An 11,782-nucleotide genomic window follows, 5' to 3' on the forward strand; every position below is an offset into this window, starting at 1 on the left:
CAACTTTGACAACATCAACTCCCCCTATTAAACTTTCATGTATTATCGATGATGATGAAGTCTACATTCGCCTCATCAAGAAAATCATTGATATAAAAAAGTTATCCGAAAATTTACTTATTTTCAATAATGGCAAAGAAGCTTTAGATTATTTCACGGCTATTATACAAAATGTTTCTAAGAACGCCTTTCCGGAAATAATTCTATTGGACTTAAATATGCCCGTTATGGATGGGTGGGATTTCCTTAAAAAATTTACTCAAATAAAGCCGCCAAACAATGGGTTTAAAACCACTTTGTACATCGTGAGCTCCTCTATTGATCCTTACGAAATTGAAAGAGCGAAGTCTTTTAATTATGTTAAAGATTACCTTGTAAAACCTGTTAGTATGGATGAATTTGAAGCAATTTTTAAATCAAAGACTGCCTAAGCAATTACATTTCGCATTAAGCTAAATCAAGTCTATTCTTCTTCTTCTGTTTTTTTCTTCGGAAAAGCTCTCTTATTGAATGCTATTAATAATCCAACACCTGTGCTTATCGACATATCGGCGATGTTAAAGACTGGATCGAAAAATGTGAAAAATTTGCCCCCCCAAAAAGGAATCCATTCGGGTAAGTACCCTTTCCATAATGGAAAATACAGCATATCTACCACCTTGCCATGAAACAATGTGCCATATCCACCTTCTGGCGGAAACATCGATGCAACCTGATGATGACTGTCATTGAATATCAATCCGTAAAAAACTGAATCGATAATATTTCCAAAAGCTCCAGCGAAGATTAAAGCAATTGCAACAATTAATACTTTAGACCCCCCTTTTCTAACCGAATCCCAAAGCCAGTAAGCTATTCCTACAATGGCAAACAACCGGAAAGTCGTTAGTATCAATTTTCCGTATTCCCCTGGAATTTTTGCTCCCCAAGCCATTCCTTCATTTTCAACAAAAAGAAACTGAAACCAATCGAACACTTTAACACCATCACCTAGTGAAAAATGAGTCTTTACATAGATCTTTGAGATTTGATCTACCAATAAGATCAGTATTATAATAAGAATCGGCTTTTTAAGCGACATATATGAAGTTATTTCTTGCTTAGGAAGCTGTAAAAATAGCAATATTATTTGGTTTGAAGCAGCCTAATGTTACCATAGATGCTTTCTGCTTCAATAAGTAAGCTTCCGTTAAAATCTAAGTGGTTTTCAACTGTTCCATTTGTAGATAAACCGGTACCGGATACATCAGTTCTGGCAAAAACAATGATATCTCCTTTTTTTGTTTGCAAACTGGCATCACCCTTAAAATTTTGTAGCTCGCAATTTCCTTCTTCAAGAGCAACTGAAAGAAACCGATAAGACCCTTCCACTTCAACTGAAGCTAACTTAGATTCGATGCTTACTTGCAAGCCTTCAGGAATTACTAGTCTCATTTCAATTGCCATTATCTTATGTGCTGCCAGCTTATCATTTTCCGGCTTAAAAAAGGGAGCGTACGACGTCTCAATTGTAAGTTTATCATTTTTAAGCTCGGTGGCCAGTAACAACTGTTCGTAATTTTCTCCGGCGACTTCAGTATGCACTAAAATTTTGTCTGTCTTTTCTGAAGTGATTGATATTTGATAAACCGAATTACAACGCAGAAAGAGTTTCTCTACTCCTTCAGCATCCCATTCCCTTTCAAGAATCTTTTGTGCAAATCCTTCCGAAGCAAAAGCACTTATAAGCAATATGAAAACAAATTTTTTCAGCATAAAAAAAGCCCCGACAAAAAGTTGAAAGGGCTATTGATTTTATTCCCCTCTTACATTAAAAGGGAGGTATGTTAATTAGGACTATTGCATATTTTTAGCCTCGATACTCAAAGTAGCATGCGGCACCAACTTTAAGCGTTCCGGATTGATCAATTTCCCCGTTACACGACAAATGCCATAGGTCTTATTCTCAATTCGAATCAATGCGTTTTTAAGATCACGAATAAATTTTTCCTGACGAATTGCTAGCTGTGAAGCCGTTTCCTTACTCATTACTTCACTACCTTCATCGAAAGCTTTAAAAGTAGGAGACGTATCGTCGGTTCCATTGTCACTATCATTTCTGTATGCGCTTTCAATAAGCTCTAATTGCTCTTTAGCTTTTACAATCTTCTCCTGAATTAGTGTCCTAAAGGATGCTAATTCTGAATCAGAGAATCTACTTTTAGTTTCTTCAGACATATTTTAATGTTTTTTTATACTTATCGTGGTCGTGATGTCGTCAAATGCAATTTCTATACCATTCGCTACTTCGCGTTCAAATTGCAATACCTCGGTAAGTGTTTCTTCTTTTATATAATCCAGATTTTCTTGTATAGCATTTAGTAGTGTGTCATGCTCCTTTATGCTTACTTCAACTCTATCTGTAACTTCAAATCCTGAGTCTTTTCGTAAGTTCTGAATTCTATTAACCAATTCTCTGGCGATACCTTCATTTTTAAGCTTCGGACTTATCGTAACATCCAATGCAACGGTTACTCCATCGGCGTTTGCAACTAGCCATCCTTCAATATCCTGTGAACTTATAACTACATCATCGAGGCTCAATGTAGTATTTTTTTCGTTAACTAAAACGCTTATTTCACCTTCTTTTTCCAATATGTTAATTTCTTCCTGACCAAAGGTTGTAACTACCTGTGCTACAGCTTTCATTTCTTTCCCAAATCGAGGTCCTAATTTTTTAAAATCCGGTTTGATCTGCTTTACAAGTATCCCCGAACCTTCATCAATAAGCTCAATTTCCTTAACGTTTACTTCAGATTTAATTAAGTCGGAAACAGCAAGTATTTCCATTCTGGAAGCCTCATCAAGCACCGGAATCATTATTTTCTGAAGTGGTTGTCTAACCTTTATCTTTTCCTTCTGTCGTAACGACAATACCAAAGAAGATATTGTTTGAGCCTGTTGCATTTTGTGCTCTAGAGATTTGTCGATAAATGCTTTATTTGATACCGGAAAATCACTTAAATGGACAGATTCTATTTGTGGTCTTTGCACCCCTTTTAGCAAATCTCTAAATAAGCGATCCATGAAAAATGGAGCTATTGGCGCCCCTAATTGAGCTACAGTTATGAGACATGTATGCAGGGTCTGGTAAGCCGAAAGTTTATCGTTGCCGTCACTTGCACCTCCAGATTGATCTTTTTTGGCTGGTTTCCAATATCTTCTTCGACTTAATCGCACAAACCAATTGCTTAAATTCTCTTGTACAAATTCAGAAATAGCACGCGCTGCTTTCGTAGGTTCATATTCTCCGTATGCACTATCTACATTAGCAATAAGCGTATGTAATTCGGAAAGAATCCAACGATCGATTTCCGGTCTTCTTTCTAATGGCATATCAGCTTCAGAATAATTGAAATTATCCAAATTGGCATACATACTAAAGAAGCTATAGGTATTATAAAGTGTTCCGAAGAACTTATTACGAACCTCGCTAATTCCGTCCACATCAAACTTTAAATTATCCCAGGGATTGGCATTACTTATCATATACCATCTCGTAGCGTCAGGACCGTAGGTGTCAAGAATATCGAAAGGATCGGCAGCGTTTCCAAGACGTTTGGACATTTTTTGTCCGTTTTTGTCTAAAACCAGGCCGTTTGAAACCACATTTTTATAAGCTACATCATCAAAGATCATCGTTGCAATTGCATGTAAAGTATAAAACCAACCTCTCGTCTGATCGACACCTTCAGCAATAAAATCGGCTTTACGCCATGTTTTTTCTACCTTCTCCTTATTTTCGAAAGGATAATGCCACTGCGCATACGGCATGCTTCCGCTATCGAACCAAACATCAATTAGATCGGCTTCACGCTTCATAGGTTCACCACTTTCAGAAACCAAAACAATTCCATCTACTATATTTTTATGCAGATCGACTTTGTTGTAATTCTCTTCGGAAAAATCGCCGGCAACAAAATCTTCAAAAATATCTTTGGCCATTACTCCTGCCAAAACAGCTTTTTGCATCTCAGCTTTTAGTTCTTCAATCGAGCCAATTACTATTTCTTTGGTCCCATCTTCGGTTCGCCATAGCGGTAAAGGAATTCCCCAATATCTGGAACGTGAAAGATTCCAGTCGTTCGCATTTGCCAACCAATTTCCAAAACGTCCTTCTCCGGTAGCTTTCGGCTTCCAGTTAATCGTCTCGTTTAGTTCGAACATGCGATCTCTAAAGTCGGTTACCTTGATAAACCATGAGTCTAATGGATAGTATAAAATAGGCTTATCGGTACGCCAGCAATTTGGATAACTGTGAACATACTTTTCAACTTTGAAAGCTTTATTCTCTATTTTTAATTTGATGGCAAGCTCTACATCAACAGATTTATCTGGTGCTTCACCATCTTCATAATATTCATTTTTAACGTATTTTCCAGCATACTCCCCCATCTCCGGGCGAAACTTACCTTGAAGATCCACAAGTGGAACTAAGTTTCCATTTTCGTCTTTTACAAGTAAAGGCGGTATTTCAGGAACAGCTTCTTTTGCAACTTTTGCATCATCTGCTCCAAAAGTTGGTGCTGTATGCACAATCCCGGTACCATCTTCAGTGGTTACAAAATCTCCGGTAATTATTCTGAAAGCATTTTCAGGATTATCATTTGGCAATGCATATGGCAATAATTGCTCATATTTAATTCCAACTAAATCCTTTCCTTTGAATTCATTAACTATAAAATATGGAATTAACTTATCTCCCTGTTTGTATGCTTCAAGTGATTCTTCGTTTGGTTTTTCTTCAAATTTTGAAGCAAATTGCTTCCCAATTAAGTTTTTAGCCAGCACTACATTTATAGGCTGAAACGTATATTGATTGAAGGTTTTAACCAATACATAATCGATTTTCGAACCAACAGTTAAAGCTGTATTACTAGGTAGCGTCCATGGGGTGGTTGTCCATGCTAAGAACGAAATATTGTTAGATTCCTGAGCTAGAAAGTCCGGTAAAGTTTCCACAATGGCTTTAAACTGTGCAACAACTGTGGTATCGGTTACATCCTGATAAGTCCCCGGCTGATTCAATTCGTGCGAACTCAATCCGGTTCCTGCCTTTGGTGAGTATGGCTGAATAGTGTATCCCTTGTACAAGAGATCCTTGTTATAAATCTGCTTCAGCAACCACCAAACCGTCTCCATATATTTGGATTGGTAGGTGATGTACGGATCTTCCATATCAACCCAATATCCGTAGCCTTCAGTCACTTTATTCCAAACATCGGTATATCGCATAACTGCCTTTCGACAGGCATCGTTATAGGCTTCAACAGATATTTTCTTACCGATATCTTCTTTGGTAATTCCCAACTCCTTTTCAACGCCCAATTCAATTGGCAGTCCATGCGTATCCCAGCCTGCCTTTCGATCTACCTTAAATCCTTTTTGAGTTTTGTAACGACAAAAGATATCTTTAATGGCACGTGCCATAACGTGATGAATTCCCGGTAATCCGTTTGCAGAAGGAGGGCCTTCAAAAAACACAAATGGTTCATTTCCTTCGCGAATAGAAATACTTTTCTCGAAGATGTTTTCTTTCTTCCAAAAATCGAGTGTGTCTTCCGCTAACTTCGGAAGGTCTAATCCCTTGTATTCCTTAAATTTTGTGCTCATGAATTTGCGCCTTTTTATAAGCTTGCAAAAGTAATGAATTTTCAAGAACTAGGCTACTTTAAACATTGATGTAAACGCCTAAACTTCATTAGGTAATTTTTTTAAGCTTTGCTGCTCTTTGTGCCTACTTTGTGAGCTTCTTGGTATTAGAATGATTTAATAGTGAAAGTTGAGCTTTGGATGTGATTTTTGTTCTGAACGAATTTTATATCTTTAACCGAACCAACACTTTTTCAATTGAGAAAAATACTTATTGTCTTATTCGTATTACCTTGTTTGTTAACTTCCCAGAACTATGTAGACATCATACGAATTGGATATGGTGAGACTTTCAACAATACTTATGTTGATACCACGGGGAATACCAATGTAAGTTCTCTGGAAGCCGACATTACCTTTCCGGTAGTTTTAAATAAAAAACATGCGCTTATCACTGGTTTTAATTTCAGCCGCAATGAGCTTCAACTTATTCCCAATGGTGAGCATACAAGTTTAAGCAGTACTGTTTTAAAACTTGGACTTGCTTCTACTTTTAATGAAAAATGGAGCAGTACATTAGTTTTACTTCCTAAAATTGCTTCCGACTATGAAAAAATTACTTCCGACGATTTTTACTTTGGTGGATTAGCACTTCTTAAACTTCAGAAAACAGAGCAATTAAAATATCGTTTTGGAATTTATGCTACTTCCGAAGCCTACGGTTTATTTACAACCCCGATTATTGGATGGTATTATTTAAGTAAGAACTCAAAATTTGAAATGGACGTTTCATTACCAATTGTTGCTGACATTAGTTATCACTTCGGAAAGACTTCGGTTGGTATTGATTATTACGGTATTGGACGAAGTTTTAGGTTATACGGTGATTCTCAAGATTCGGAAGCTTATGTCGATTTAAGTTCTCTAGAGTTTGCGGCTTACTTTGAATATGGATTGCTTCAGAAAAGTGTCTTATTACGAGCTAAAATAGGGTATTCTAGTAATAATTTTGAAGTATATACGACCGATGATACTATTGATTTGGGACTTTCAGCATTTAGCTTCGGAGACGATCGAACTCAATTGAATCCTGACCTTAACGGAGGAGCTTACTTTAAATTTGAAGCCATTTATCGCTTCCATATTTCTTCAGAAAAAGAAAAGTAAACAAGCTGTTTTTTAAAGTTTTAGATATTTCCTATATTTGAATAAACTCCCCAGTTATGATAAACAGTTTTAGAAATGAAGTCTGGAAAGATTTCACAAAGCCAATTTGGCATACACCGAAAAATTATAAAATTTCAAATTTTGGCCGTGTGATCAGTTATGATAAAGATCCGGACGGCCAGTTAAAGAAATTATATCTGTTAAGTGGATATCCCACTTTTTCGTGTAAAAAGAAAGATGGTAAAACCGACTTGCTCTATGTACATCGAGTGGTAGCCGAATTGTTCCTTGATCCGGATGAAGAACGCTCTTATGTAATTCATAAGAATTTTGATAAGGCCGACAATCATGTCGATAATCTTAAGAAGGTTAACAAAAAGGAATTGTTTGCTCACAATATGGACAATCCTGCCGTTATCAAGGCGAAGAAAGCGGCGAAGTTAAACCCGAAATATTCAAAATTATCTGCACCTAAGGTTCGGATGATAAAAAGAAAAATATTTGATCCCAACCGAAAAACCCGCATGCGTATAATAGCAAAGCAATTTGGAATTTCGGAAATGCAACTCTACCGAATTAAATCGGGAGAAAATTGGGGGCATATTGTAGATTATTAGCGAATGGAAAAAAAATGTCCTGAGTGTGGTGATAAAATAATTGGACGTGCGGATAAGAAATTTTGCAGCGATGCCTGCCGCAACGCACACAATAACACACTCAACAAGGACAATAAGAACCTAATTCGAAATGTCAATAATCGGCTTCGTAAAAACTACCGGATTCTTGAAACGCTAAATTCCAAAGACAAAACAAAAACCACCAAAGAGAAATTACTCCGATTGGGGTTTAGCTTTGATTACTTCACGAGTTTGTACACCACCAAAACAGGTTCAATATATTATTACCTCTATGATCAAGGGTATTTACCCTTAGATAACGACTATTATTTGTTGGTGAAAAGAGAAATGTAAGGCTGTGATTTAAATTATTTCCAGGTTTGCCCTTTCAACTTTAAAGCCGCAATTAAAACATCTTTCTGACTAATTTGCCCTACAAGTTTTCCATCTTCTACAATTGGAAATCTACGATGTTTTGATTCTAAAAATTTATTGGCGGCATCAAATACATTCATATTTCCATCGATGGTATCCACATTCTTAGCCATGTGTTTTTCAACGGTTACATCTTCCATTGGCTGATTGTAATACCGGCTTTCGCTTATCTGTTTCATACAATCTCCTTCAGAAATTATACCCACCAATTCATATTTATCATTGACCACCGGGCCTCCGGAAATCTTTTTATTAATTAAAATTGTCATTACTTCCATCACAGTTTGATCTGCTCTGAAAGTGATAAGATTTCTAGTCATATAATCGGCAACAGTAATGTTTTCTGCATTTCCTTTTGTAGGCTTTGCCCTTTTACCCATAAAACTTTTAATTCCCATAACTGCTAAATTTTATCTCTCTAATATAGTCAATTTTAAAATAGCTCCTTTCCCTTTATCCTTAAAGAATTACAAATGCTGTTTCAAATCGTGCAATACTAATTTTTATTTAATTGACCTTAATCGCATTTATAAGGCATTTTTAATCTTAATCGTTCACATTGGTAGGATTGTCGTATTTTTAAAAAATACTAACGCCACTTTTATGAAAAGATCCTTTCCCCTTCTTTCCTTTCTCCTAATTATTGGATTAATCTATTATAGTTTTTACAGTTTAATGCCACAAAAAGGAAGCCCATCATCTGTTTCTGAGACTGAGTTCTCTACCCAGCGTGCACTGATTCCATTAAAAGAAATTAGCAAGGCTCCTCACTATCACGGTTCCGAAGAACAAAAAAATGTACGGAACTATTTACTGAAGGAATTACAATCGTTAGGTCTGGAGACTGAAACTCAGGAAGGTTTCGTACTCAATCCTGAATTCGGTACACTGGATAAACCCATAAATATAGTTGCGCGATTAAAGGGCGTCAACAGCAGTAAATCACTACTACTTCATACTCACTATGACAGCGCACTTGTGCCTTCTTTCGGAGCCAGTGACGCAGGAAGTGGCATCGTAACCATACTCGAGAGTCTTCGTGCTTTTAAAGCCACAGGTAAACAACCAAAAAATGACATCATTGTTCTTTTCTCCGATTCTGAAGAAATCGACCTCGAAGGGGCAAGGCTTTTTCAGGCAAACCATCCGTGGGCGAAAAATATTGGGATCGCATTAAATTTTGAAGCAAGAGGAAGTGGCGGACCATCGGTAATGATTCTGGAATCTAATGGTGGTAATCAAAACCTCATCAAGGCGTTTATTGAGGCGAATCCTGAATATCCAGTAGCATCCTCACTTATGTACAGTGTCTATAAAATGCTGCCTAATAAAACAGATTCTACTGTGTTAAGAGAAGGTGGCGATATCGACTGTTTTTTCTTTGCATTTATGGACGATCATTTCGATTATCATACAGCAAATGATACTGTTGAAAATCTTGATATTAACTCATTAGCACATCAAGGAAGTTACCTGCTCCCATTACTAACATATTTTGCGGATGCCGATTTAAGCAATTTAAAATCGGATGTCGACGATGTATATGTAAACATGCCATTTGTAAAAATGATCCATTATCCGTTTGCGTGGATATTGCCAATGATTATTATCTCCTGTGTTATTTTGATTGTTCTTATTTTCTTCGGAATTCGTAAAAAGAAACTTAATGCAAGGGATATATTAAAAGGATTTATCCCGTTTTTGCTGTCGCTTATAATCTGTGGAATTTTAGGATTCTATGGTTGGAAATTGTTGCTGGCTATTTATCCTCAATATGAAGAAGTTCAACAAGGATTTAAATATAATGGCCATGCTTACATTGCCGCCTTTGTATTTTTATCGCTGGCGATCCTTTTTTATCTATACGATAGGTTTTCGAAACGCGAAAATGTGGTTAGCATTTTTATTGCGCCTATAATTTTTTGGATCATTATTAATGTGGTCGTTTTTTTATTTTTAAAAGGTGCCGGTTATTTTATAATCCCAGTGTTCTTCGGACTTTTATCCTTATGGTTACTGGTTAGACAGCAAAAAGCAAATCTACTTTTAATGGCATTATTGGCAGCACCGGCTATTTTCTTGTACGCACCATTAATTCAGCTATTTCCGGTTGCATTGGGATCAGATCATGTGGTTATTAGTTGTGTTTTTACCGTATTACTTTTCGGTTTGTTGATTCCTGTTTTAGGGTTTTATAACAATAAAAGCATCTTTTCTATAGGGAGTTTTGTATTGGCAATCATCTTTCTAATTTCAGCTCATTTTAAAAGTGATTTTTCTGAAAAACGCCAAAAGCCAAATAGCTTAATCTATTATGAAAATGCCGATAGTGGTAATGCGTATTGGCTTACCTACGATAAGATACTTGATGATTGGACCAAAGGATATTTGGGCAAATCGCCCGAAGCGGCATCAAAATATGTTAATTATTCTTCCGGAAGTAAATACAATAAAGGATATACGTTTGCTTCGGAAGCACCTCAAAAGGAAATATCCGACTTTGAAACGGTACTACAAAAAGATACTATTGAAAATGGGTCCCGTAATGTCACCTTTACGATCTTTCCGAAGCGACACATAAATCAATTAAGCTTATATGCCGACACGACTATCACTTTTCAATCGCTTGCATTTAATGGACAAGAAATGCCAAAAAACAGCAGTGGAAATGTAGAAAGAACACGGGCTTCTTTATTGAGATACATAGTTGCCAATAATGACTCACTTGAAGTTTCGTATACTACAAAACAAGATATCGAAGTGCCTTTCACGGTATTAGAATACTCTTTCGATTTGATGAGTAACAATCAGTTTACGATAAACAAACGTCCTAAATACACCATGCCGAAACCATTTATTATAACCGACGCCATTGTTGTTAAAAAAACGATTTCAATAAATACTATGCAAAAACGAACCCTGGATTCGATAACACCTCAAATTAATGAATAACACAATTGCCATTGCAGGATTAGGATGGTTAGGAAAACCACTTGCTCAAAAATTAATGACCCTCGGTTATAGAATTAAAGGTTCTGTTACTAGTTTGGACAAAGCGACCCTGCTTCAGAAAAACGGTTATGATGCATATAAAGTAGAAATTTCTGAATCAGGTATTTCAGGTGAGATCAATGCTTTTTTATCTGAAATCGAATATTTAATCATCATGATTCCACCCGGATTAAGACGAAATACAGGTGCGAACTATGTTTTGAAAATGACGCATTTTTTAGCTGAAATTGAAAAAACTTCAGTTGAAAAAGTCATTCTAGTAAGCAGCACCTCGGTCTATGATGATTCTCAGGGTGAAGTAACCGAAAACAACCTTCCGAAGCCAACTTCCGAAGCAGGAAAACAACTCGCAGAAGTTGAGCGTATGTTCTTTAATTCTGCAAAATTGAATAGCAGCATTGTTCGATTTGGCGGCCTGTTTGGAGGTAGTCGGCAACCCGCGCGTTATCTTGCCGGAAGGGAAAACCTCATCGATGGCGATGCACCAGTGAATCTAATCCACAGAGATGACTGTATTGGGATTCTTTCAGAAATAATAAAAAAGAATGCTTTTGGACATATTTTTAATGCTGTAATACCCAATCATCCCAGCAAATCTGAGTATTATACAATGAAGACCTTGGAGCTTGGATTAATACCTCCTACTTTTTCTTCGGAAAAGAAAGAAATCAAATTTAAGCAAGTCGATTCAGAGAATCTTAGCTCAGTTTTGGGATATCAATTTAAGAGGGGTTTGTAAATAAGTTGATCAACTTATTCAATTAAAGCAAAATTGCTTAAAAACATCCTTCCCATCCCCTTCCTTCGAAGGAAGGGAGAATTATTTGGGATAAATTTAAATCTCCCTTTTATAGGACTCTATAATTATGGGAATAGGGGGATATCTAACAAAAAAAGGAGCCCTAAATTGGACTCCTTTT

At 36.5% G+C, this 11,782-nt stretch carries 11 protein-coding genes; 6 read left to right on the forward strand and 5 right to left on the reverse strand.

Going from position 1 to position 11,782, the window contains the following annotated elements; translation table 11 throughout:
* The first annotated feature begins 5 nt into the window (after positions 1–5).
* Positions 6–431 carry a response regulator gene (locus BXY75_RS01300; RefSeq protein ID WP_211331801.1) on the forward strand — a complete coding sequence of 142 codons (426 nt, stop codon included), beginning with the start codon at positions 6–8 and terminating at the stop codon, positions 429–431.
* Between the two features lie 32 nt (positions 432–463).
* Here the strand turns inward: BXY75_RS01300 and BXY75_RS01305 are convergent, their stop codons facing one another.
* The 4 genes from BXY75_RS01305 to ileS all read right to left on the reverse strand — a co-directional run bounded on the left by BXY75_RS01305 (position 464) and on the right by ileS (position 5,652).
* The gene (locus BXY75_RS01305) at positions 464–1,081 is read right to left on the reverse strand and encodes a lipoprotein signal peptidase (RefSeq protein ID WP_121905893.1); all 618 of its coding nucleotides are present in this window, start codon (positions 1,079–1,081) and stop codon (positions 464–466) included.
* A gap of 44 nt (positions 1,082–1,125) precedes the next feature.
* Complete coding sequence (locus BXY75_RS01310; RefSeq protein WP_121905894.1) at positions 1,126–1,755, reverse strand: hypothetical protein; 630 nt, start codon at positions 1,753–1,755, stop codon at positions 1,126–1,128.
* A gap of 81 nt (positions 1,756–1,836) precedes the next feature.
* Positions 1,837–2,217 (reverse strand): TraR/DksA family transcriptional regulator, encoded by a 381-nt coding sequence (locus BXY75_RS01315; protein WP_121905895.1) that lies wholly within the window; start codon positions 2,215–2,217, stop codon positions 1,837–1,839.
* Between the two features lie 3 nt (positions 2,218–2,220).
* Entirely contained in the window at positions 2,221–5,652 is a 3,432-nt protein-coding gene (gene ileS, locus BXY75_RS01320; RefSeq protein ID WP_121905896.1) for an isoleucine--tRNA ligase, read from the reverse strand.
* A 237-nt stretch (positions 5,653–5,889) separates the two neighbouring features.
* On the opposite strand from ileS, the gene BXY75_RS01325 reads away from it, so the two are divergent.
* Genes BXY75_RS01325 through BXY75_RS01335 form a run of 3 tightly spaced genes read left to right on the forward strand, consistent with a single transcriptional unit; the run spans position 5,890 to position 7,769 of the window.
* Positions 5,890–6,798: a DUF6268 family outer membrane beta-barrel protein gene (locus BXY75_RS01325; protein WP_147437212.1), complete on the forward strand. Its 909-nt coding sequence runs from the start codon at positions 5,890–5,892 to the stop codon at positions 6,796–6,798.
* A 56-nt stretch (positions 6,799–6,854) separates the two neighbouring features.
* Positions 6,855–7,415: an NUMOD4 domain-containing protein gene (locus tag BXY75_RS01330; RefSeq protein ID WP_121905898.1), complete on the forward strand. Its 561-nt coding sequence runs from the start codon at positions 6,855–6,857 to the stop codon at positions 7,413–7,415.
* Positions 7,416–7,418: 3 nt separating this feature from the next.
* Positions 7,419–7,769 carry a hypothetical protein gene (locus BXY75_RS01335; RefSeq protein ID WP_121905899.1) on the forward strand — a complete coding sequence of 117 codons (351 nt, stop codon included), beginning with the start codon at positions 7,419–7,421 and terminating at the stop codon, positions 7,767–7,769.
* Between the two features lie 14 nt (positions 7,770–7,783).
* Here the strand turns inward: BXY75_RS01335 and BXY75_RS01340 are convergent, their stop codons facing one another.
* Positions 7,784–8,248: a CBS domain-containing protein gene (locus tag BXY75_RS01340; protein ID WP_121905900.1), complete on the reverse strand. Its 465-nt coding sequence runs from the start codon at positions 8,246–8,248 to the stop codon at positions 7,784–7,786.
* Between the two features lie 205 nt (positions 8,249–8,453).
* Between BXY75_RS01340 and BXY75_RS01345 the strand changes: the two genes are divergently transcribed.
* Positions 8,454–10,802 (forward strand): M28 family peptidase, encoded by a 2,349-nt coding sequence (locus BXY75_RS01345; protein ID WP_121905901.1) that lies wholly within the window; start codon positions 8,454–8,456, stop codon positions 10,800–10,802.
* Complete coding sequence (locus BXY75_RS01350) at positions 10,795–11,601, forward strand: Rossmann-fold NAD(P)-binding domain-containing protein (RefSeq protein WP_121905902.1); 807 nt, start codon at positions 10,795–10,797, stop codon at positions 11,599–11,601. Before BXY75_RS01345 ends, BXY75_RS01350 begins: the two co-directional genes overlap by 8 nt.
* Positions 11,602–11,782 lie beyond the last annotated feature (181 nt).

The sequence above is a fragment of the Ulvibacter antarcticus genome (assembly GCF_003688405.1).
GTDB lineage: Bacteria > Bacteroidota > Bacteroidia > Flavobacteriales > Flavobacteriaceae > Ulvibacter > Ulvibacter antarcticus.

Excerpts from the sequence above, each read along its gene's own strand:
- BXY75_RS01305 (WP_121905893.1), bottom strand. The coding sequence starts at position 1,081 with ATGTCGCTTAAAAAGCCGATTCTTATTATAATACTGATCTTATTGGTA.
- BXY75_RS01310 (WP_121905894.1), bottom strand. The coding sequence starts at position 1,755 with ATGCTGAAAAAATTTGTTTTCATATTGCTTATAAGTGCTTTTGCTTCG.
- BXY75_RS01315 (WP_121905895.1), bottom strand. The coding sequence starts at position 2,217 with ATGTCTGAAGAAACTAAAAGTAGATTCTCTGATTCAGAATTAGCATCC.
- ileS (WP_121905896.1), bottom strand. The coding sequence starts at position 5,652 with ATGAGCACAAAATTTAAGGAATACAAGGGATTAGACCTTCCGAAGTTA.
- BXY75_RS01330 (WP_121905898.1), top strand. The coding sequence starts at position 6,855 with ATGATAAACAGTTTTAGAAATGAAGTCTGGAAAGATTTCACAAAGCCA.
- BXY75_RS01335 (WP_121905899.1), top strand. The coding sequence starts at position 7,419 with ATGGAAAAAAAATGTCCTGAGTGTGGTGATAAAATAATTGGACGTGCG.
- BXY75_RS01340 (WP_121905900.1), bottom strand. The coding sequence starts at position 8,248 with ATGGGAATTAAAAGTTTTATGGGTAAAAGGGCAAAGCCTACAAAAGGA.
- BXY75_RS01345 (WP_121905901.1), top strand. The coding sequence starts at position 8,454 with ATGAAAAGATCCTTTCCCCTTCTTTCCTTTCTCCTAATTATTGGATTA.
- BXY75_RS01350 (WP_121905902.1), top strand. The coding sequence starts at position 10,795 with ATGAATAACACAATTGCCATTGCAGGATTAGGATGGTTAGGAAAACCA.